Annotated in this window: 23 protein-coding genes; 8 read left to right on the plus strand and 15 right to left on the minus strand. The window is 70.9% G+C overall.

Annotated elements, in window-relative coordinates; all coding sequences use genetic code 11:
• Positions 1–59: 59 nt before the first annotated feature.
• Positions 60–776, minus strand: a complete 717-nt coding sequence (locus ACTWLT_RS13350; RefSeq protein ID WP_445318667.1) for an ANTAR domain-containing protein — start codon at positions 774–776, stop codon at positions 60–62.
• Between the two features lie 335 nt (positions 777–1,111).
• Between ACTWLT_RS13350 and ACTWLT_RS13355 the strand changes: the two genes are divergently transcribed.
• Positions 1,112–1,789 carry a DUF1028 domain-containing protein gene (locus tag ACTWLT_RS13355; RefSeq protein WP_445318668.1) on the plus strand — a complete coding sequence of 226 codons (678 nt, stop codon included), beginning with the start codon at positions 1,112–1,114 and terminating at the stop codon, positions 1,787–1,789.
• Between the two features lie 44 nt (positions 1,790–1,833).
• On the opposite strand, the gene ACTWLT_RS13360 is transcribed toward ACTWLT_RS13355, so the two are convergent.
• Positions 1,834–2,208: a VOC family protein gene (locus ACTWLT_RS13360; RefSeq protein ID WP_445318669.1), complete on the minus strand. Its 375-nt coding sequence runs from the start codon at positions 2,206–2,208 to the stop codon at positions 1,834–1,836.
• 134 nt (positions 2,209–2,342) lie between these two features.
• Here ACTWLT_RS13360 and ACTWLT_RS13365 point away from each other — a divergent pair, with 134 nt between their 5' ends.
• Complete coding sequence (locus ACTWLT_RS13365) at positions 2,343–2,786, plus strand: SRPBCC family protein (protein ID WP_445318670.1); 444 nt, start codon at positions 2,343–2,345, stop codon at positions 2,784–2,786.
• On the opposite strand, the gene ACTWLT_RS13370 is transcribed toward ACTWLT_RS13365, so the two are convergent.
• The 5 genes from ACTWLT_RS13370 to ACTWLT_RS13390 form a co-directional block, all read right to left on the minus strand.
• Entirely contained in the window at positions 2,770–2,919 is a 150-nt protein-coding gene (locus ACTWLT_RS13370; protein ID WP_445318671.1) for a hypothetical protein, read from the minus strand. The two genes, ACTWLT_RS13365 and ACTWLT_RS13370, sit on opposite strands and share 17 nt — an antisense overlap.
• 169 nt (positions 2,920–3,088) lie before the next feature.
• Positions 3,089–3,820 carry a class I SAM-dependent methyltransferase gene (locus ACTWLT_RS13375; RefSeq protein WP_445318672.1) on the minus strand — a complete coding sequence of 244 codons (732 nt, stop codon included), beginning with the start codon at positions 3,818–3,820 and terminating at the stop codon, positions 3,089–3,091.
• Positions 3,821–4,049: 229 nt separating this feature from the next.
• Positions 4,050–4,412 (minus strand): PH domain-containing protein, encoded by a 363-nt coding sequence (locus ACTWLT_RS13380; RefSeq protein ID WP_007464929.1) that lies wholly within the window; start codon positions 4,410–4,412, stop codon positions 4,050–4,052.
• 10 nt (positions 4,413–4,422) lie between these two features.
• Positions 4,423–5,178: a class I SAM-dependent methyltransferase gene (locus ACTWLT_RS13385; protein ID WP_445318673.1), complete on the minus strand. Its 756-nt coding sequence runs from the start codon at positions 5,176–5,178 to the stop codon at positions 4,423–4,425.
• Complete coding sequence (locus tag ACTWLT_RS13390; protein WP_445318674.1) at positions 5,175–6,059, minus strand: LysR family transcriptional regulator; 885 nt, start codon at positions 6,057–6,059, stop codon at positions 5,175–5,177. Before ACTWLT_RS13390 ends, ACTWLT_RS13385 begins: the two co-directional genes overlap by 4 nt.
• A gap of 120 nt (positions 6,060–6,179) precedes the next feature.
• On the opposite strand from ACTWLT_RS13390, the gene ACTWLT_RS13395 reads away from it, so the two are divergent.
• Positions 6,180–6,533: a DUF1801 domain-containing protein gene (locus tag ACTWLT_RS13395; protein WP_445318675.1), complete on the plus strand. Its 354-nt coding sequence runs from the start codon at positions 6,180–6,182 to the stop codon at positions 6,531–6,533.
• On the plus strand, positions 6,530–6,931 hold the full coding sequence (locus ACTWLT_RS13400; protein ID WP_445318676.1) for a VOC family protein: 402 nt from the start codon (positions 6,530–6,532) through the stop codon (positions 6,929–6,931). Before ACTWLT_RS13395 ends, ACTWLT_RS13400 begins: the two co-directional genes overlap by 4 nt.
• 76 nt (positions 6,932–7,007) lie before the next feature.
• Here ACTWLT_RS13400 and ACTWLT_RS13405 read toward each other — a convergent pair whose 3' ends face one another.
• Together ACTWLT_RS13405 and ACTWLT_RS13410 are read right to left on the minus strand one after the other, a co-directional pair.
• Positions 7,008–7,331 (minus strand): hypothetical protein, encoded by a 324-nt coding sequence (locus ACTWLT_RS13405; protein WP_252418994.1) that lies wholly within the window; start codon positions 7,329–7,331, stop codon positions 7,008–7,010.
• 128 nt (positions 7,332–7,459) lie between these two features.
• On the minus strand, positions 7,460–7,768 hold the full coding sequence (locus tag ACTWLT_RS13410; protein ID WP_252418995.1) for a 4a-hydroxytetrahydrobiopterin dehydratase: 309 nt from the start codon (positions 7,766–7,768) through the stop codon (positions 7,460–7,462).
• A 183-nt stretch (positions 7,769–7,951) separates the two neighbouring features.
• Between ACTWLT_RS13410 and ACTWLT_RS13415 the strand changes: the two genes are divergently transcribed.
• Entirely contained in the window at positions 7,952–8,422 is a 471-nt protein-coding gene (locus ACTWLT_RS13415) for a (deoxy)nucleoside triphosphate pyrophosphohydrolase (RefSeq protein WP_445318677.1), read from the plus strand.
• A 116-nt stretch (positions 8,423–8,538) separates the two neighbouring features.
• Here ACTWLT_RS13415 and ACTWLT_RS13420 read toward each other — a convergent pair whose 3' ends face one another.
• The 6 genes from ACTWLT_RS13420 to ACTWLT_RS13445 all read right to left on the minus strand — a co-directional run bounded on the left by ACTWLT_RS13420 (position 8,539) and on the right by ACTWLT_RS13445 (position 16,066).
• On the minus strand, positions 8,539–9,603 hold the full coding sequence (locus tag ACTWLT_RS13420) for a succinate dehydrogenase/fumarate reductase iron-sulfur subunit (protein WP_445318678.1): 1,065 nt from the start codon (positions 9,601–9,603) through the stop codon (positions 8,539–8,541).
• Positions 9,600–11,528 (minus strand): fumarate reductase/succinate dehydrogenase flavoprotein subunit, encoded by a 1,929-nt coding sequence (locus ACTWLT_RS13425; protein ID WP_445318679.1) that lies wholly within the window; start codon positions 11,526–11,528, stop codon positions 9,600–9,602. The genes ACTWLT_RS13420 and ACTWLT_RS13425 overlap by 4 nt, the downstream gene beginning before the upstream one ends.
• A gap of 12 nt (positions 11,529–11,540) precedes the next feature.
• The gene (sdhC, locus tag ACTWLT_RS13430; protein WP_252418999.1) at positions 11,541–12,347 is read right to left on the minus strand and encodes a succinate dehydrogenase subunit SdhC; all 807 of its coding nucleotides are present in this window, start codon (positions 12,345–12,347) and stop codon (positions 11,541–11,543) included.
• A 255-nt stretch (positions 12,348–12,602) separates the two neighbouring features.
• Positions 12,603–14,006, minus strand: coding sequence for a TldD/PmbA family protein (locus ACTWLT_RS13435; protein ID WP_445318680.1), 1,404 nt, complete (start codon positions 14,004–14,006; stop codon positions 12,603–12,605).
• Positions 14,003–15,439, minus strand: a complete 1,437-nt coding sequence (locus ACTWLT_RS13440; RefSeq protein WP_252419001.1) for a TldD/PmbA family protein — start codon at positions 15,437–15,439, stop codon at positions 14,003–14,005. The genes ACTWLT_RS13435 and ACTWLT_RS13440 overlap by 4 nt, the downstream gene beginning before the upstream one ends.
• A 33-nt stretch (positions 15,440–15,472) precedes the next feature.
• Entirely contained in the window at positions 15,473–16,066 is a 594-nt protein-coding gene (locus tag ACTWLT_RS13445; protein ID WP_445318681.1) for a Uma2 family endonuclease, read from the minus strand.
• 380 nt (positions 16,067–16,446) lie between these two features.
• On the opposite strand from ACTWLT_RS13445, the gene ACTWLT_RS13450 reads away from it, so the two are divergent.
• Genes ACTWLT_RS13450 through ACTWLT_RS13460 form a run of 3 tightly spaced genes read left to right on the plus strand, consistent with a single transcriptional unit; the run spans position 16,447 to position 19,558 of the window.
• Positions 16,447–17,502: an ABC transporter ATP-binding protein gene (locus ACTWLT_RS13450; protein ID WP_445318782.1), complete on the plus strand. Its 1,056-nt coding sequence runs from the start codon at positions 16,447–16,449 to the stop codon at positions 17,500–17,502.
• Positions 17,499–18,560 carry an ABC transporter ATP-binding protein gene (locus ACTWLT_RS13455; RefSeq protein WP_252419003.1) on the plus strand — a complete coding sequence of 354 codons (1,062 nt, stop codon included), beginning with the start codon at positions 17,499–17,501 and terminating at the stop codon, positions 18,558–18,560. Before ACTWLT_RS13450 ends, ACTWLT_RS13455 begins: the two co-directional genes overlap by 4 nt.
• Entirely contained in the window at positions 18,557–19,558 is a 1,002-nt protein-coding gene (locus ACTWLT_RS13460) for an ABC transporter permease (protein WP_445318682.1), read from the plus strand. Before ACTWLT_RS13455 ends, ACTWLT_RS13460 begins: the two co-directional genes overlap by 4 nt.

Genomic DNA, 19,558 nt, shown 5'->3' on the forward strand with positions numbered 1-19,558 from the left:
ATCACGGCCGGCTCGACGTCTCCGATGACCGGCGACGCGTGGTGCTCGTCGGCACCGCTCTACGGTGCGGAAGTGCCCGAGGCGTTGGCGACAAGGGCCGAGGCGACATCACGGAGCTTGCGGTTGGTGTCCTGCGAGAGCTTGGCGAGGATGGCGAAGGCCTCGTCGGGGGTGCAGCGTCGCTCGCCCATGATGATGCCCTTGGCCTGTTCGATGACGGCCCGGTTCGCCATCGCGGCCTGCATGTGCCTGGCCAAGGTCGCCTGGGTGTCGTAGAGGTGGACGTTGGCCAGGGCCACGGCGGCGTAGCCGGCGAACGTCTGGGCCAGGATCATCGCCTCCTCGTCGAAGGCGTCAGGCTCGGTGCCGTAGATGTTCAGCGCGCCGGTGACTTTGTCCTGCACCGGCAGACCGATCGACAGGGAGCTGCTGGCACCAGCTTCCCGCGCCCGCTTTGCCCAGTCCGGCCATCGGCTCTCGTTGGACATGTCCGGGACCGACAGGGTCTCCGTGGCTGCCGACGCGTCCAGGCAGGGGCCGTGGCCTCGCTCGTACTGCCACTCGTCGAGGGCGAGTGCCAGCTCGCCGGTGAAGGCGGCGGTGTGCGCGTCGTCCCCTCGGACCAAGGTGACAGAAACCTCGCTGGCGCCCGGGATGGTGCGCTTGGCCAGCTCGGCGATCTTCGCCAGCACCGCATCCAGGTCGACGTCGGCGAGCTTGATGCTGCCCAGCTCGGCGAATGCGTTGTTGGGATCCATCGCTTGGGTGTCAGTCATGACGGCGTGTCCTTACGGGAAGGCACATCACCGGAACCGTGAGCGGTCGCCGAGCGGCATGCGGTGGTCACTGCAAGGACCCTCGGGGAAGGCTCCGGGACCCGCGCCGCTATTTGACGCCGGTTCGTCGACGTCGTCGGGCGCCGACCACAGATCTTCAGCCTACGCGGGTCACGCTCAGATCGACATCGTCACCGTGGGCGTCTGGCCGTTGATCGCCGGTCACGAGCGCAGAGGGGGACGTCGCGTGCGCGCGGGGTTCAGGGGAGCCGACTCGACCCGCGTAGGCGGGCTGGCTCGGGCATGCCCGGCGTCAGTCCGGGTACCTGCCGACCGTGACCTTCTCGATTGCCGCGCGGTGTCCGCGTACCGGCCAGCTCGGGGTGGGAGCCCTGACGGCCAGACCCGCGGTCGGCAAACTCGTCGCACACGTGCACCACGGCGGTGGTGCGGTGGCGACCCAGGCCACCCCCAACCCGTTCCTGGCCTACGACGGCCTGCCGCTGCTCGGCGAGGGCCGCTCGCCGCAGGACGTCCTGAACGAGCTGCTGGCCCGGGACCCGGGTCGGGAGGTGCGGCAGGTCGGCATGGTGGACCGCCAGGGCCGCTCGCACGCCTTCACCGGCTCCGCCACCAGGGACTGGGCAGGGCACTGCGCCAGGGCGGGTTACGCGGTGCAGGGCAACCGCCTGGTCGGCCCGGAAACCCTCGCGGAGATCGTCCGGGTGTTCGAGGACAGCGAGGAACTCGACCTGGCGGAGCGGCTCGTGCTGGCCATCGAGGCCGGCGAGGAGGCCGGCGGTGACCGGCACGGTGCGCGGTCGGCGACCGTGACGGTGGTCGGTGATCAGCCGTACCCGCTCTGGGACGTGCGGGTCGACGACGCCGAGCATCCGGCACGGGAGCTGCGCCGGCTGCATGGCGTCTTCCAGGAGGAAGTGCTGCCGACCATCCAGCAGTTGCCCACCCGCGACGACCCCATGGGCGAGGCCGCCCGGCAGTCGCTGGGGTAGCCCCCTTCCGGCCCTGGCCGAGCGGCCCGGCCCGTCGGCGGCCGCTACCGCTCGGCCCAGACGCCCAGCTCGTTGCCGCTGGGGTCGGTGAAGTGGAATCGCCGGCCACCGGGGAACTCGTAGGGCCCGTTCACCACCTGCCCGCCGGCGTCCGTCACCGCCTGCACCGACCGGTCGAGGTCGGCCGAGTAGAGCAGCACCAACGGGCCGCCCGGCCGGACATCCTGGTCGAGACGCAGGCCGCCCACCTCCGCGCCGGAGTCACCGTGCGGGCTGCGGATGCCCGCGTATCCCGGCCCGTAGTCGTTGAACTGCCAGCCGAACGCTTCGGCGTAGAAGCGTTTCGCCTGGTCGAGGTCGGTGACAGTGAGTTCCACGTAGTCGAGGGCGTGGTGCCGGTGCGGAGATGGCTCAGACATGCCCCGCATTCTGCGTCCCGGGTACGACAGAGCCGCCATCTGCAACTTAAGGCTGCGCAACGAGTGTCGACTGTCGTAGGTTGATGCAACCAAAGGTTGCTAATAGGCCGCCACAACGACGGAAGGAGAACGACATGGTCGACATCCTGCACCAGGTCGGTGTCGTCGCCCCGCTCGACGACGTCTACCGAGCGGTGGCAACTCCAGAGGGCATCGCCGGCTGGTGGTCGACAGACACGACGGGCAAGAGCGAGGTCGGCGGGCAGGTGGCCGTCCGGTTCGGCGACTCCGGTGGGTTCGACCTGGAGATCCTTGAGCTGGACCCCGCCGACTGGGTGCGGTGGCGGGTCGTCGGCGGCCCCCAGGAGTGGATCGGCACCGAGATCAGCTGGCGTTTCGACCAGCGCGGCGAGTACACGATCGTCAATTTCACGCACGAGGGCTGGCGCGAGCCGGTCGAGTTCATGTACGAGTGCAGCACCAAGTGGGCGACGTTCCTGATGAGTCTCAAGGAGCTTGTGGAGACGGGGCGCGGCCGGCCGGCGCCGGACGACGTCCAGATCAGCGACGGGCACTGACCTCGGCGACCGCTGAACCGCCGGGGGATCGCGCGATCCGTCCCGAGATCGCGAACCAGCCGGCGATCAGGCCGAGGGCCACGATCGCCGCGTCGCAGAACAGCAGCGTCGGACGCGCGCCGATGGCGCCCACCAGAGGGCCGCCCAGTGGCATCGTGCCAGCTGACCCGGCCGAGGCCGTGTGCATCAACAAACGTCGCTGCCAGCAGAATCAGCTCAGGGCGGAAGCCGGCCCTTCTGCCGGACGGAGGTCGACTCCGGCGCGCCACAGCGAACCCGGCACCGGAGTCGACCAACCGCCGCTATCCGGCGCGGTAGACGGAGATGTGTGCTGTGCTGTCCGCGTCGAACGGGCGCCGGTGCCAGTCGGCGTACCGCTCGGTGAGCCGGAGCCCGGCCTGCTGCGCCATCGCGTCGATCTGGTGCGGCCAGGCGTACCGCATGGCGAAGGGCTTCAGGTGCACGCCCTCGCCGTCGAAGGTGATGGTCTGCCGGATGAAGCGCTGCGCCGGTCGGTCGTACCGGTGCAGCCGGATCGTCGCGGAGTCCTCCGTCACGGCACGGACCTGCACCTGCTCGTCACGGTCGAAGCTGCGCGGGTCGGGCACGAACGCCTCGACGACGAACGCGCCGCCGGGCGACAACACCCGGGCGACATTGCGGAAGCAGTCCGCCTGCCGCTCGCCCTCCACCAGGTTGAACAGCGTGTTGTAGACCAGGTACGCCAGGCGGAACGGGCCTGCGACGGGCACGTCCGCCATGTCGGCCACCACCACCGGAATCTGCTCGCCGCCGGGCTTGGCCCGCATCTCCGCCAGCATCTCCTCGGACGCCTCGACGCCGTGCACGGTGAGGCCACGTTCGGCCAGCGGCAGGGCGACCCGGCCGGTGCCGATCGCCAGTTCCAGAACCGGCCCGCCGTCGGCCAGGTCGGCCAGGAAGTCGACGGCCGGAGTCGGGTCCGGGTTGGGTCCGTCGTCGTAGCCGGCGGCCCACAGCCGGCCGAACAGGCCGGGATCGTCGAAGACCGACATCAGCGGCCTCCGGGGTTGGTGTCAGTGGCGCGCAGCCGCGCCGTGGTCAGGGGAGCAGATCTGTTCACGAAGTCTCGATTCCTCAGGTCGGATGACGTTGGGTCGGAGGAACTTCGTCGAGTCAGGCATGGCGGCTGCTCCCTTCGCGCGGCTGTCGGGTGAGGACACCAGAGGACGCCGGGGCCCGGCAAGGCATTTACCTCGGCCGGGCCCCACGCCGTCGATGCGGTCAGGAGATGTGGTGCAGGATCACGTTGTGCACGTGGTGGCTCTTCTGCGCGCCCCGGAACTCCACCTCGTACGTGTGCGTGCCGACGTGGATGGCGATCGCCCCGGTGGAGAAGAACGTGCCACCCCAGGACTTGTTGCTGACCACGCTCACGCTGGTGATCTTCGAGTACGGGATGCTGGTGATCGCATGCCGCTTTCCGACGAAGGAGCGGTCCTGGATGATCACGCGCCGGTCGGTCAGCCCGATGAACCCGGTGCCGGTGCCGACGGCGTCGTAGACGGCGATGATCTGCTCACCGTCGAGGAGTCCACTCTCGATCTGCTGGACCTGCTCCTTGCGGTCGTACGCGATGTTCGCCATGCGGACCAGGCTAGGCAACCGGCGCCAGCCGAGCGGCGTGGGCGATGACCAGCAACTCGCCGTCGCCCTGGCCGACCGGCTCGCGGTGCCAGCCGCCGTGGACGCGGTCGACGGTGAAACCCGCCGCCCCCAGGGAGTCGCGCAGCTCCGCCTCGGTGCGGAACCGCAGTGTGGCCGAGCTGAGCAGTTCCTCCCCGTCGGCGAAGTGGTAGTGGTGGGTGAAGCTGACCGCGCCGCCGCGTACCCCGGTGACCTCGGTCCACGCGCGGACCTCGCCGCCGTCGGGCAGCGTGATCCGCCGCTGCGAGTCGACCGGGTTCCACCGCTCCCAGCGGCGGTCCGCCGGGTCGCGGGCGTCGAAGACCAGCCGGCCGCCGGGCACCAGCGCCCGTCGCAGGTCGGCGAGGGTACGCGCCCACTCCGCGTCGTCGACGAGGAACTGCGCCACGTGGCTGGTCAGCACCGCCACGTCGAAGGCCCCGTCCGGCAGCAGCGCCGAGGTGCCCTCGATCCAGGTCACCCGTTCTCCGCCCGGCTTCGCGCGGGCGGCGGCCAGGGACGCGCCGGCGGGGTCGACACCGGTGACGGTGTGGCCGGCGGCGGCGAGGGCGACGGTCAACCGGCCGGTGCCGCATCCCAGGTCGAGGACCCGCGCGGCGGGAGTCTCGTCGACCACCGACCGGAAGAAGTCGTCGTCCGGCCCCCACGTGCATTCGGCGTCGTAGACCTGGACGAGCCGGCGGTGGCGGAACTCGCCGTGCCTCATCGGGCGTTCGACTCGGTCGCGGCGCGGACGAACTCCCGCACCCGGGCGGTGTCGTTGCTGGCCAGCCAGACCGGCCCGCGCTCGATCGGGGGCGCGTCGTGGATCGGCACGTACGCCACGTCGGGGCGCGGGTAGTAGCGCCGGGTGTGCTCGCCCACCGGCAGCACGCCACGGCCCAGCGCCACCAGGGACAGCATCTCGGAGAAGGTGTTCCCGGTGGGGCCCTTCGGCACGGGCCGGCCGGACGGGGTGTGCTCCGGTGTGCGGTCCCGCTTGAACTCGGTTGAGGTCACGGCCGGGTACTGCACCACCGGATGGTCGGCGAGCACCTCCAGCGACACCGACGGCTCCCGGGTGAGCGGGTGGTCGGCGGCCACGGCCAGCACCCGGTCCTCGGAGAGCAGCGCCGGGCCGGTGGCCATCCCGTCGAAGGGGTACGAGGCGATCAGCACGTCGGTGGAGCCGTCGAGCAGGCCGGAGCGGGTGGTGGCCAACTGAGCCTCGTGCACCTCGACCCGGCAGTCGGGGTGCCGCTCGGTGAACAGGGCGACCGCCCGGAGCAGCACCGGCGCCGTCCACTCGCCCAGGAACGCCACCCGCAGCGTCCCGGTGACGCCTCGTCCGGCGTCGACCGCGCGTCGGACCGCCTCGTCCATGCCGGCCACCAGCGGGGCCAGCTCGTCGGCGAGCTGCCGCCCGATCGGGGTGAGCGCGACGACCCGGCTCGTTCGGGCGAAGAGCGGTGCGCCGATGCGGCGCTCCAGCTTCTTGACCACGTGGCTGACCCGGCCGGTGCTGATCCGCAGCCGTTCGGCGGTCCGGCCGAAGTGCAGTTCCTCGGCGAGGGTCAGGAACGTCTCGACCTCGTACCGCTCCAGCACGCCGCTCCCACCGTTGACCTGTGGGCAACGATCGTAGCGGCATCGGCTCTTGGTCGGCGACGCCCGTCAGCGCATCGTGAACCCCGGCAAAGGAAACCTCTCGACCGAAGGGCACTCGCGATGAGCATCGACGACTACCTGGCCGGCCTGCCCGGTCCGCTGCGGGAGATCGGGGAGAAGCTGACGCCCATCGTCACGGCGGCCCTGCCCGGTGCGACCGGGGCGATGTGGCACGGCCACCCGGTCTGGGGCCTGGGCGACCGGCCCGGCCGGAACCCGGTCTGCCTGCTCAAGGCGTACCGGTCGGATGTCACGTTCGGTCTGTGGCGTGGGCAGGAGATCACCGACCCGTCCGGGCGGCTGGTGCCCGGCGCGCGGGCGATGGCGGTGGTGAAGCTGCGTGGGCTCGCCGACATCGACCCGGGGCTGTTCACCGGCTGGCTGCGTGCGGCGGCCGCACTGGAGGAGGCGTGAGTGCGGTGCGGGTGACCGGGTTCGACCATCTGGTGCTGACCGTCGCCGACGTGGAGCGGTCCCTGGATTTCTACTGCGGCCTGCTCGGGCTGGCGCCGGTACGGGTCGACGAGTGGCGAGCCGGCAGCGTCCCGTTTCCGTCGGTGCGGATCGGTCCGGAGAGCATCATCGACCTGGTCCGTGGCGACCGGCGGGGCGCCAACGTCGATCACTTCTGCCTGGTGGTGGCACCCCTGGACTGGTCCGAGGTGATCGACTCGGGCGCCTTCACGGTGTTGACGGGGCCGGTCGGCCGGTTCGGTGCCCGGGGCTCGGCGACCTCGATCTACGTCCGCGACCCGGACGGCAACTCGGTGGAGCTGCGCTGGTACCCGCAGGACCCGGCCGCCGATCGGTGAGCCGCCGGTCGGCGACGCGGAAGCCCCGCGCCACCCGCGGGAAGCGGGTGGCGCGGGGCCACGGGGGGACGGTGCGTCAGTGGTCGCTGCGCGGGTCGTGGTCGGTGCTGCGGCTGCCGGACTTGGCGAGACCCCGGCTCACCAGGTAGCCGATGGTCAGCAGGGTGATGTACCACCAGGCCTTGTCGGCGGCGAAGTAGTCGCCGCCGTTGTTCGCGGCACCGTCGCCGACGGCGTTCGAGGCGATCAGCACGCCGATCACGGCCAGCAGGTAGACGGCCAGCTCGGTGGTCTTCCAGGACGGCTTGGTCTCGTCGCCGTGCCGGTGGACGCGGCGGACGTCGTGCTGGCCGGCGTGCTCGACGTGGTCGTTGGCGCGGTTCTGGATGGGCGCGGTCATGTCAGCTCCTGAAAAGCGCAATATGAGAGGTTCACTCCGTTGCGGGGCGGTTATCTGCTCCCGCGCCGGATTGATACCCCTGCGTCTTTCAGGAAAACCTGAGATTCCAGCAATCTCTCAGCGGAGCTTCAGGACTCGGTGACGGTCCGGTAGACGTCCTCGATCCGGGCCGCCAGCAGGACGTCGCCCTCGGTCAGCGGCTCCCCGTTGCCGTGCCCCACCCGGATCTGGGTGCTGTCCGCGTGGCGGCTGATCTCGGGCCGCAGGTGCAGCGCGTCGGCGACCACCTTCACGCGTTCCGTCAGCGCCGCGTGTTGGGTATCGTCGATCACGAGAGTCCGCCGGATCTGCTCGCCTTCCCGCGTCCAACCAGATAGCAAGGTCAACGCGTCGGAAAGGTAGTCGTGCTTGGCTCGGCTGTTGAACAGCACGCGCATCACCGCACCCCCCAAGCGCCGTTGCCGGCTTGTGGCCAAATCGTCGCCATCCCGTGTCTTGTCGGTGCCCTCTAGTCTGTCGTCGCGTGGAAGGGGTGTCCACGCCCACACTTCCGGGTTCTCCTGGCCTAGCGGCCGGCTTCGGTACCCAAACCGCCGATTGATCTGGCACCCTGGACGCCCGTGCGGACCGAACGGGCGAATGGTGGCGGGCAGGCCGAACGACGGGACCTGAAGGTGGTCGTCGGCGCGGCGATCATCCGGGACGGGCGGGTGCTGGCCTGTGCGCGTTCCGCCCCACCTGAGGTGGCCGGGATGTGGGAGTTCCCCGGCGGGAAGGTCGAGCCGGGCGAGGCCGAGACCGACGCGTTGGTCCGGGAGTGCGCCGAGGAGCTGGCCGTACGCGTGGAGATCGGCGACCGGGTCGGGCGCAACGTGCGGATGGCGCACGGCCGCTCGGTGCTCAAGGTGTACGCCGCCCGCCTGCTGGACGGCGAGGAGCCGCAGGCACTGGAACACTCCGCGCTCCGCTGGCTGGCGGCGGACGAGCTGGACTCGGTCACCTGGCTTCCGGCCGACGCCCCGATCGTCGCCGCACTCCGCCCCGTCCTGAGCAGGCCCAGCCGTCGGCCAGCCCGGCCACCCGCCGGTTGACCAATGAGGTTGGCGGGCTCGTTGAGCCGTGAACCCTCGCCAGTCCCATGATCAACGCCGGAGTGCGGAACGGGGGCCGACGGCATCAGCCGCGGCCCCCGTTCCTGTGGTCGTGCTCAGTGCTTGTCCTGCTCCGGGTGGGCGAAGTTGAGGTGCTCCGGAGGCAGCGGGAAGGTCACGTCGTCACCGAACGGCGACGGCGCGGCGGCCCGGTCGAAGGTGAGCTCCGTCAGCGGGAGCCGGCCCCGGTCGTCGACCGCGGGCGCGGTCGGGTGGGGCACCTCCCGGTGCCAGTTGACGCCGCTCTGTGCCTGCGCCTCGGCCTGCGGGTCGTGGGAGCCACCCGCGTGCGAGTGGACCCCGCCCCGGCTCGTACTCGGCGGCGTCGCCGAGCCCTGGCGGGCGGTGGTCACGCTGGTCTGGGGCGTCTCGCCCCGACGGAAGATCTTGCTACCAAGCCACACAAGGGGATCGTACCTGCGGTCGACGACCCGCTCCTTCATGGGGATGATCCCGTTGTCAGTGATCTTGATGTGCTCGGGGCAGACCTCCGTGCAGCACTTGGTGATGTTGCAGAAGCCGAGGCCCTGTTCGGCCTGCGCGTACTCCTTGCGGTCCGTCCGGGCGTCCAGCGGGTGCATGTCCAGCTCGGCCGCCCGGATGAAGTACCGCGGCCCGGAGAACGCCTGCTTGTTCTCGTCGTGGTCGCGGATCACGTGGCAGACGGTCTGGCACAGGAAGCACTCGATGCACTTGCGGAACTCCTGCGAGCGCTCGACGTCGACCTGCTGCATGCGGTAGTCGCCCGGAGCCACGTCCGCCGGCGGGGCGAACGCCGGCGTCTCCCGGGCCTTCTCGTAGTTGAACGAGACGTCCGTGACCAGGTCCCGGATCACCGGGAACGTGCGCAGCGGGGTGACCGTGACGGTCTCCTCGTCGCCGAAGGTCGACATCCGGGTCATGCAGCCCAGCCGCGGCTTGCCGTTGATCTCCATGGAGCAGGAGCCGCACTTGCCGGCCTTGCAGTTCCACCGGCACGCCAGGTCGGGCGCGTCGGTGGCCTGCAGGCGGTGGATGACGTCGAGGACAACCTCGCCCTCGTTCACCTCGACCATGTAGTCCTGCAGGTCGCCGCCGGTCTCGTCGCCCCGCCAGATCCGGAACTGACGCTTCGCGCTCATCGGTTGTCCGCCTCTCCAGCGTCGGGGACGAGGGCGTCGAAGTCGGCGAGCTCCTCGTCGGTGAGGTACTTGGCCAGCTCCGCCCGGTCGAAGAGGCCGATCAGCTCCGGCCGCATCTTCGGCAGCGGCTTGCGGGTCAGCCGCACGGTGTCGCCGTCCAGCGCGCAGACCAGGTTGACCTGCCGCCACTTCGGCTCCATCGCCGGATAGTCCTCCCGCGTGTGCCCGCCGCGCGACTCCTGCCGCTCCAGCGCCGCCTTCGCGGTGCACTCCGAGACCACCAGCATGTTGCGCAGGTCGAGTGCCAGGTGCCAGCCCGGGTTGTAGCGCCGGCCACCGGCCGCGCTCACCTTGGCCACCCGCTCGCGCAGTTCGGCCAGCCGGCCCAGCGCGTCCTCAAGCTCGCCGTGACGGCGGATGATTCCTACTAAATCTCCCATGACCGCCTGGAGGTCCTGCTGGAGGGTGTACGGGCTCTCGCCGGTGTCCCGCTGCAGCGGGGCCAGCGCCGTCTCCACCGCGGCCTCGACGGCGTCCACGGCCACCTTCGGCCGGGCCGGCAGCCCGTCGGCGTAGCTCGCCGCGTGCCCGCCCGCCCGCTTGCCGAAGACCAGCAGGTCGGACAGCGAGTTGCCGCCCAGCCGGTTCGAGCCGTGCATGCCGCCGGAGACCTCACCGGCGGCGAAGAGCCCCCGCACGTGGCCGAAGGCGGCACCGGAGTCCGGGTCCACCTCGACGCCGCCCATCACGTAGTGACAGGTCGGCCCGACCTCCATCGGCTCGGCGGTGATGTCGACGTCGGCCAGCTCCTTGAACTGGTGGTACATCGAGGGGAGCCGCCGGCGGATCTCGTCGGCCGAGCGCCGGCTGGCGATGTCCAGGAAGACGCCGCCGGCGGGGGATCCCCGGCCGGCCTTGACCTCGCTGTTGATCGCGCGGGCCACCTCGTCACGGGGCAGCAGCTCCGGAGGGCGGCGGTTGTTGTCCGGGTCGGTGTACCAGCGGTCCGCCTCCTCCTCGGTCTCCGCGTACTGCTTGCGGAAGACGTCGGGGACGTAGTCGAACATGAACCGCTTGCCCTCGGAGTTCTTCAGCACGCCGCCGTCACCGCGAACCGACTCGGTGACCAGGATGCCCTTCACCGACGGCGGCCAGACCATGCCGGTCGGGTGGAACTGGAGGAACTCCATGTTGATCAGAGTGGCCCCGGCGCGCAGCGCCAGCGCGTGACCGTCCCCCGTGTACTCCCAGGAGTTCGAGGTCACCTTGTAGGAGCGCCCGACACCGCCGGTGGCCAGCACCACGGCCGGCGCCTCGAAGAGGACGAACTCCCCGGACTCCCGGTAGTAGCCGAACGCGCCGGCGACCCGGTCGCCGTCGAGCAGCAGCTCGGTGATGGTCGTCTCGGAGAACACCTTGATCCGGGCGTCGTACGAGCCGAACTCGCGCTTGTCCTCCTGCTGGAGGGAGACGATCTTCTGCTGGAGGGTGCGGATCAGCTCCAGGCCGGTCCGGTCACCCACGTGCGCCAGCCGGGGGTACTCGTGACCGCCGAAGTTGCGCTGCGAGATCTTGCCGTCCTTGGTGCGGTCGAAGAGCGCGCCGTACGTCTCCAGCTCCCAGATCCGCTGCGGCGACTCCTTCGCGTGCAGCTCGGCCATCCGGAAGTTGTTGAGGAACTTGCCGCCCCGCATGGTGTCCCGGAAGTGCACCTGCCAGTTGTCCCGGCTGTTCACGTTCCCCATCGCGGCGGCGGCGCCGCCCTCGGCCATCACCGTGTGCGCCTTGCCGAACAGCGACTTGGAGATGATCGCGGTCTTCTTGCCGGCGAGCCGGGCCTCGATCGCCGCGCGCAGACCGGCGCCGCCGGCCCCGATCACGACGACGTCGTAGTGGTGTCGTTCGATTCGCGTGGTAGTGGTCATGTCAGGGGCCCTTTAGTTGATGAACCGCAGGTCGTTGAACCAGCCGGCCGCGATCGCCATGATGTAGAAGTCGGCCAGCGCCAGGGTGCCGAGGGTGATCCAGGCGAGCTGCATGTGCCGGACGTTCAGCGCCGAGACGAACGTCCAGGCCTTGTACCGCACCGGGTGCTTGGAGAAGTGCTTGAGCCGGCCGCCGATGATGTGCCGGCAGGAGTGGCAGGAGATGGTGTACGCCCAGAGCATCACCACGTTGACCAGCAGGACGATGTTGCCCAGCCCGAAGCCGAAGCCCTTCGGCGAGTGGAAGGCGAGGATCGCGTCCCAGGTGTTGATCAACGAGATGATCGCGGCGGCGTAGAAGAAGTAGCGGTGCAGGTTCTGGCCGAGCAGCGGGAACCGAGTCTCGCCGCCGTACGAGGCGTGACCGTCCGGCACGGCGCAGGCCGGCGGGGACAGCCAGAACGACCGGTAGTACGCCTTGCGGTAGTAGTAGCAGGTGAGCCGGAACAGCAGCAGGAACGGCAGGGTCAGCGCGGCGTCCGGAATGATCCACCAGCCGGGTAGGAACCGGCCGAAGTGCGAGGCGCCCTCGACACACCGCTCGGTCACGCAGGGCGAGTAGAACGGGGTCAGGTAGTGGAACTCGTCCACCCAGTACCACTTGTGCATGAAGACCCGGACCGTCGCGTACGCCACCCAGGCGCTGAGCCCGATCACCGTGATCAGCGGGGCGAGCCACCAGCGGTCGGTACGCAACGTTTTCGCCGCGATGGCGGCGCGGGCCCGCGCTCCCCGCGGCCTCGTTGCCGTTGAAGTCATTCGAGTCGTCTCCTCGACGGGCCCGTACGGGCGGGCTGATCTTTCTCCGGTCGGCACGCGGACCGGCGAACCCGCACCCGCTGCCACGTCATGCGCACACCAACGACCACGCCGGATCGACCGACGCAGCTAAGTGACACACGTTACGCCGATCTCTGCGGGCCGTCCGCGCAAGGGAGTGTCCCGTGTGTCTGGCCTGCGGAAAAGCCCTGGCACGCTGATCGATGACGGGTTGTTAAGAACGTCACTGCCCGATCAGCCGGAAGCGCCTCCGGTGAAGTGCCAGGACGCCAGCCGCACCGACGGCGCCTCCCACCAGACACCGTCCACCCGGTCCGGTTGGCGCACGGGCCGCGCGCCAAGCCCGAGCACCGCGCCCGGCCCGAGCGCCCGAGGGTACGACTCGGTGAACCGCAGGTCGCGCACCGCCCGCACGACCGTGCCGTCCTCGACCAGCCAGACGCCGTTGCGGGTCAGCCCGGTGACGACCAGGCTCTTCGGGTCGAGCACCCGCGTGTACCAGAGGTCGGTGACCAGCAGCCCGTGGCGTACCCCGGCTATCAGCGCGGCGGTGTCCGCGTCGACCACGGCACCGGCCGCCGTGCCGGTGGTGCTCCGGCCCACCGCGCTGGCCGGCCCGGCCGCCGCACCGGACAGGCGCAGGTTGCGGGCCATCGGACCCCACGTGGCGCCACCCGCGACCGCGTGCCCGGTGGACTCCGCGCCCGCCTCGGCCGCGGTACGCCGGTCGTGCGCCACCGCCCGCGTCGTGCCCGCCTCGACCAGGGTCAGCGCCCGCCGGCCGGTGCCCTCGGCGTCGAACGGCAGCCCCGACGCGCCCAGCGGATCGTCCACCAGGGTCACCGCCGGGTCGAACTGGGCGGCCCCGGGCTCGGCGAACGACTGCCGCTCGGCGTACCGCTTGCCGTTGAAGCCGTACCAGGACAGGTTCTGCAACAGGTCCGCCACGGCGGCCGGCTCGAAGACCACCTCGTAGCGCCCCGGGGGCAGCTCGACCGGGTCGGCCGCCGCCTGCGCCTGCGCCGCAGCCTGCGCGCCGAGCTCGGCGCCGTCGAGGTCGGACAGCCGGTCGGCGCAGCGCCGGGCCACCCCGTCCGCGCCGTCGCGGCGGGCGATGCCGTCCATCGCCGCCTCGGCGGAGCGGCCGGACGCGCTGTGCCCGGCGGTGTTGGCGAACGCCGACGAGCGGTGCGCGGTGCGGCAGTAGCCCGCTGCGCTGAGGTGACCGGCGGCGGCCACGAAGGCACGGACGAGGTCGGCCCGCTGATCCGGCTCGGCGTGCGCGGTGGCCTCGTCGACGGGCGGGGCGGCCGGCGCGGGCGTGGGCGGTGCGAGCCCCGGCCAGCCCGGATCCGGTGGGCAGAGCCGCGCCGCGGCCAGGGTGCGCTCGACCAGAGCGCCCAACCCGTCGGCGGTGACCACGCTGCCACTGCCGGCGGCGGTCCGCCCGTCGACGTGCAGCCGCAGCCGGACCCCGACAGTCGACTCGGCGACGTTCTGGTGGATGGCCGAGTTGGCGAACCGGGTCAGCGCCAGATCGGCCCGGGTCACCACCGCCTCGGCCTGCGTGGCCGGGCCGCCGAGGCGCCGCACCAGCTCGACGACCTGCCCGGCCAGCTCCAGCTCCGTCGACCTCATGCCGACACCCCCACCCGGACGTTGCGGAAGCGGGCCGGAGCGGCAGGGTGGCCGGTGTGCCCGGTCTGGCCCGGCTGGCCCTTGCCGCAGTTGGGCGTGCCCCAGGGCACCGTCTCGCCGGAGAGCATGTCCATGGAGCGCCAGAAGAGCGGGCCGATCCCGGTGTAGGTGGGGTTGCGCAGCATCCGCCCCCGTCGACCCTTCTTGATCTCCCAGCCGACCTCGCAGCCGAACTGGAAGTTGAGGCGCTTGTCGTCGATCGACCAGGACCGGTTGAGGTCCATCAGCACCCCGTCGTCGGTGGCCGCGATGATCTCCTCCAGCGTGTGCGGGCCGGGCTCCAGGCCGACGTTGGTCATCCGCACCATCGGCAGCCGCGCCCACCCGTCGGCCCGTACGCTGCCGCCGTAGTCGAGGCTGGCCATGGCGGCCGAGTCCCGACCGGCGAGCACGCCCACCCACCGCCCGTCGCGGACCGCGTCCCGCTTGACCGCGGGCGAACCCTCGTCGTCGAAGCCGAAGCTGCCCAGCGCGCCCGGGATGGTCGGGTCGATGGTGATGTTCATCAGCTCGGAGCCGTAGCGCAGTGACCCGAGCTGGGCGAGGTCCAGCCAGGACGTACCGGCGAACGCGGCCTCCCAGCCGAGGATCCGGTCCAGCTCGATGGCGTGCCCGACCGACTCGTGGATCTGCAGGGCCAACTGCTCACCGCCGAGGATCAGATCCGTCTCGCCGGCCGGGCAGGGTGGCGCGGTGAGCAGCGCCCGGGACTCCTCGGCGATCTGCGCGGCGTGGGCGGCCAGGTCGAGCGACTCGACCAGCTCCCAGCCGGTGGTGCCGTACTGCCCGCGGTAGCTGGGCCAGGAACGCCGCTGCGTCTCGCCGGCACCGATCGAGGTGGCCGAGATGCCACCGCCGCACTCGCGGATCCGCTGGTCGATCCGGTGGCCCTCACTGGACACGAACCACTTGGCGGTGTCCCAGATCTGGTAGAGCCCCTCGGCCAGGTCGGCGCCGTGCTCTGCCATCGTGCGGGTCGCGCCGACCAGCAGGTCGCCCTTGTCCGACAGCGGCACCCCGAGCGGGTCGATCTGGCAGCCCGACGCCCAGCTCGCGGTGACCGCCTCGACCGGCACCAGGTCGACGGGCGGGCCGGGCACCCGCGCGCTCGCCTGGGCGGTCCGCGTCGCGCGCCGGCCGGCGTCGCGGGCGGCGGCGTCAGAGAGATCGGGTACGGCGTGGAAGCCCCAACTCGACCCGACCAGCGCCCGCACGCCGAGGCCGATGCTCTCGTCCTGGGTCAGCTCCTCGATGTCGCCGTTGCGGGCGGTCATCGACTCGTAGCGACGGTGCATCACCCGGGCGTCGGCGTACCGGGCGCCGGCGTCGAGGGCGGCCTGGACGGCGGCGGTTGCCGCGTCGAACTCGGTCATGCGACCGACCCTAGGCCAGCCGGCCGACACCCGTCAGGGGAGCAGATCCTCCGGCCGGATCGTGGCCTTCACCGGCTCGGTCAGCTCCAACACCTCGCCGACCCTGGTCGTCGACCGCTCCACGTAGTGGGCGCCATGTCGCTGGTACAGGCGCAGGGTCAGGGGCTCCTGCTCGACGAGCAGGTACCACTCGATGCTGGCCCCGGCGTACAGGTGCGGCTTCAGCACCCTGTCGATGGTGGCGGTGTGTGGTGCGGTGTCCTCACCGACCAGCAGGACCGCGTCCGCCGGCACGCAGTCGGCCGTGAGATCCAGCTCCGCCGTCACCACTAGGTCGGGGTTGAGGATCCGCGTGCTGTCCAGCCGCAGGTTGATCACCGGGAGCAGGGTGCGGTCCGCTGCTGCGCAGCCGGGTTCCAACGCGGCTGCCAGGCCACCGACGATCACCTGGTGCCGGACCGACGGCGGTGGCCCGATGAGCAGGCTGCCGTCGAGGAGTTCTATCCGCTGGGCGGTCTCACCGAGGGCGAGGTACTCCGACTCGGGCCATGGCAGCGCGCGGCCAAGAATGCCGCAAGATCGCGCAACATCCTGCTTGTAGTGGTATCGGCGCGTCGGCCATGCCACGACTACCTGGTTCGAGCGTGACCTTGGCGGCGGTGGGCGTTCCAAACCCCGCTCCTGCTCTCGGGGGCGGTGTTCGTCGTCAAGATTCGCGCCGTATCGGGGATGTTGCTGCTTCTCGCGTGTCGGAGGCAGCAACACCCGGCAAGTTGCGTAGCGCTGGGCACGGGACACGGTGCACGAGATGAATGGGTGTGGATGGCGAGGTGAGGGGGTGTTCAGGCCGATGCCGACTCGTTACGCTCGGGCCCGCTGACAGGTGCCGACTTTGTAGCTTATTTTCACCCTCGGGACTTTGCTGTAAGTTCTCTTCGTCACTGAGGGAGGCGGCCGTGGACAGCTCGGATCCGGCGCCGTCCGGGGGACCGGACGACCGTCCCACCGTGCCGGAGCAGCGCACCGGCCAGGATGCCTACCTGCGGGTGAGCGACCTGCGGGTCCGGTTCGACACCGAGGACGGTGTGGTGCGCGCCGTCGACGGCGTGTCGTTCGCCGTCGAGCGGGGCCGAACGCTCGGCATCGTGGGTGAGTCCGGCTCGGGCAAGAGCGTCACCTCGCTGGCCATCCTCGGCCTGCACGACCCCAGGCGGACCACCATCACGGGGGAGATCTCCGTCGGCGGCCGGCAGGTGGTCGGCCTCGGAGACGAGGAGGTACGCCGGCTGCGCGGCCGGGACATGGCGATGATCTTCCAGGACCCGCTGTCGGCGCTGCACCCCTACTACACGGTGGGCCGGCAGATCGCCGAGGCGTACCGGGTGCACCACCCGAAGGCCGGCCGTCGGGAGGCCCGCAAGCGGGCCGTGGACATGCTGGACCGGGTGGGCATCCCGCAGCCGGCACGGCGCTTCGACCAGTACCCGCACGAGTTCTCCGGCGGTATGCGCCAGCGGGCGATGATCGCCATGTCGCTGGTCAACGACCCGGCACTGCTGATCGCCGACGAGCCGACCACCGCGCTGGACGTGACCGTGCAGGCGCAGATCCTGGACCTGCTCGCCGATCTGCAGGCCGAGTTCCACTCCGCCATCATCCTGATCACCCACGACCTCGGCGTGGTCGGTCAGGCCGCCGACGAGGTGCTGGTCATGTACGGCGGACGGGCCGTCGAGCAGGGCAGCGTCGAGCAGGTGCTCCGCTCGCCGCAGCACCCGTACACCTGGGGGTTGCTCTCCAGCGTGCCGTCCCTGCACGGCGACGCGGACGCGGACCTGCTGCCGATCCGCGGCAACCCGCCCAGCCTGATCAACCTGCCGCCCGGCTGCGCCTTCCACCCGCGTTGCCGGTACGCGGACCGCCCCGGTGACCAGTCCCGCACCGAGGTGCCCGAGCTGCGCCCGGGCGGTGCGGACGGCCACCTGGTCGCCTGCCACCTGACCGCCGAGGAGCGCGCCGCGTTCTACGCCGAGGACGTCGCATCCGTGGGGGTGGCCCGATGACCGACGAGCCGCTGCTGCGGGTCCGCGGCCTGACCAAGCACTTCCCGGTACGCCAGGGGCTGCGCGCCACCGGCCTGGTGCGCGCGGTGGACGGGCTGGACTTCGACGTGCGCCCGGGCGAGACGCTCGGTCTGGTGGGGGAGTCGGGCTGCGGCAAGACCACCACCGGCCGGATGCTGGTGCGGCTGCTGGAGCCGACCGCCGGCACCATCGAGTTCGCCGGGCGGGACATCACCCACGCCGGTCGCCGTGAGCTGCGCCCGCTGCGCCAGGACCTGCAGATCATCTTCCAGGACCCGTACGCCTCGCTGAACCCCCGGCACACCGTGGGTCGGATCGTGGCGATGCCGTTGCAGGTCAACGGGATCAAGCCGCCGGGCGGGATCAAGGCCCGGGTGCAGGAGCTGCTGGAGCTGGTCGGGTTGAACCCGGAGCACTACAACCGGTATCCGCACGAGTTCTCCGGGGGCCAGCGGCAGCGCATCGGCATCGCCCGCGCGCTGGCCCTGCGGCCCAAGCTGATCGTCGCCGACGAGCCGGTCTCCGCGCTGGACGTCTCGATCCAGGCGCAGGTGGTCAACCTGCTGCGCGACCTGCAACGGGACCTCGGTCTGGCGTTCGTGTTCATCGCACACGACCTGGCCGTGGTGCGGCACTTCTGCCAGCGGGTCGCGGTGATGTACCTGGGCCGGATCGTGGAGATCGGTGACCGGGCCGACATCTACGAGCGTCCGCAGCACCCGTACACCCGGGCGTTGCTCTCGGCGATCCCGGACGTCACGCGGCTCGGCCCGGCCGGCCGGATCCGGTTGACCGGCGACGTGCCGACCCCGCTCGACCCACCCTCGGGCTGCCGGTTCCGTACCCGGTGCTGGAAGGCGCGGGACATCTGCGCGACCGAGGAGCCGGCGCTGGTGCCGCGCGACGGCGGCGACCAGGCCACCGCGTGCCACTTCCCGGAACCAGCCGGCGCCGGCCTGCAGGCGGAGGCCGCTGTGGCCGTCGCCGAGCCGGCGGGTCGCGGGGCCGGAGCCAACGTCGAGGAGGTGTCGCCGTGAGCCTGTCCCCCGTGGAGGGTGTGGCGCTGGCCGAGATCGAGTCGGGCACGGGCGAGCCCGCGACGAAGGGCGTGGTCGGCCGCTCACCCGGTCAGCTCGCCTGGCTGCGGCTGCGCCGGGACCGGACGGCCATGGTCAGCGGCAGCCTGCTGGTGTTCTTCATGCTGCTGGGGCTCGCCGCACCGTTGATCGAGATGGTCTACGGGATCGGCCCGCGCGAGCAGTTCCAGAACCTGCTGGACGGCTTCGGCATGCCGCTGGGCTACGCCGGTGGCGTCACCGGGGAGCACTGGTTCGGCCTCGAACCGGGGCTGGGCCGGGACATCTTCATCCGGCTGATCTACGGGCTGCGGACCTCGCTCTTCATCGCGTTCGCCGCCGCCCTGATCACCGCGACGATCGGTGTCGTGCTCGGTGCCCTCGCCGGTTACCTCGGTGGCTGGCTCGACGCGGTGATCAACTGGATCACCGACCTGACCCTGGCCATGCCGTTCCTGATCATCGCGTTGGCGCTCACTCCCACCCTGACGCTGCGCTTCTACGGCGAGCGGGGGCAGGTGTCCTCGGCCTTCGGGGTGGGCGTGCTGATCGCCGTCTTCGCCGTCTTCGGCTGGACCAGCACGGCCCGACTGGTACGCGGGCAGGTGATCGCACTGCGCGAGCGGGAGTTCGTGGAGGCGGCCAGGGCCAGCGGCGCCGGGCTGGGGCACATGCTCTTCCGGCAACTGCTGCCGAACATCTGGGCGCCGATCCTGGTGTCGTTCTCCCTGGCGGTGCCGCAGTTCATCACGAGCGAGGCCGCGCTGTCGTTCATCGGCGTCGGCCTCAGCGACGAGACGCCCAGCTTCGGCCGGATGATCTATCGCAGCCTGGACTTCCTCCAGACCGACCCGGCGTACGTGTTCTTCCCGGGCATCATGATCTTCGCGCTGGTGTTCGCCTTCAACCTCTTCGGTGACGCGTTGCGCGACGCGCTCGACCCGAAGTCGTCCCGGTAG

It is taken from the genome of Micromonospora yongxingensis (assembly GCF_052601155.1).

Excerpts from the sequence above, each read along its gene's own strand:
- ACTWLT_RS13350 (WP_445318667.1), bottom strand. The coding sequence starts at position 776 with ATGACTGACACCCAAGCGATGGATCCCAACAACGCATTCGCCGAGCTG.
- ACTWLT_RS13360 (WP_445318669.1), bottom strand. The coding sequence starts at position 2,208 with ATGTCTGAGCCATCTCCGCACCGGCACCACGCCCTCGACTACGTGGAA.
- ACTWLT_RS13365 (WP_445318670.1), top strand. The coding sequence starts at position 2,343 with ATGGTCGACATCCTGCACCAGGTCGGTGTCGTCGCCCCGCTCGACGAC.
- ACTWLT_RS13375 (WP_445318672.1), bottom strand. The coding sequence starts at position 3,820 with ATGTCGGTCTTCGACGATCCCGGCCTGTTCGGCCGGCTGTGGGCCGCC.
- ACTWLT_RS13380 (WP_007464929.1), bottom strand. The coding sequence starts at position 4,412 with ATGGCGAACATCGCGTACGACCGCAAGGAGCAGGTCCAGCAGATCGAG.
- ACTWLT_RS13385 (WP_445318673.1), bottom strand. The coding sequence starts at position 5,178 with ATGAGGCACGGCGAGTTCCGCCACCGCCGGCTCGTCCAGGTCTACGAC.
- ACTWLT_RS13395 (WP_445318675.1), top strand. The coding sequence starts at position 6,180 with ATGAGCATCGACGACTACCTGGCCGGCCTGCCCGGTCCGCTGCGGGAG.
- ACTWLT_RS13405 (WP_252418994.1), bottom strand. The coding sequence starts at position 7,331 with ATGACCGCGCCCATCCAGAACCGCGCCAACGACCACGTCGAGCACGCC.
- ACTWLT_RS13410 (WP_252418995.1), bottom strand. The coding sequence starts at position 7,768 with ATGCGCGTGCTGTTCAACAGCCGAGCCAAGCACGACTACCTTTCCGAC.
- ACTWLT_RS13420 (WP_445318678.1), bottom strand. The coding sequence starts at position 9,603 with ATGAGCGCGAAGCGTCAGTTCCGGATCTGGCGGGGCGACGAGACCGGC.
- ACTWLT_RS13425 (WP_445318679.1), bottom strand. The coding sequence starts at position 11,528 with ATGACCACTACCACGCGAATCGAACGACACCACTACGACGTCGTCGTG.
- sdhC (WP_252418999.1), bottom strand. The coding sequence starts at position 12,347 with ATGACTTCAACGGCAACGAGGCCGCGGGGAGCGCGGGCCCGCGCCGCC.
- ACTWLT_RS13435 (WP_445318680.1), bottom strand. The coding sequence starts at position 14,006 with ATGAGGTCGACGGAGCTGGAGCTGGCCGGGCAGGTCGTCGAGCTGGTG.
- ACTWLT_RS13440 (WP_252419001.1), bottom strand. The coding sequence starts at position 15,439 with ATGACCGAGTTCGACGCGGCAACCGCCGCCGTCCAGGCCGCCCTCGAC.
- ACTWLT_RS13455 (WP_252419003.1), top strand. The coding sequence starts at position 17,499 with ATGACCGACGAGCCGCTGCTGCGGGTCCGCGGCCTGACCAAGCACTTC.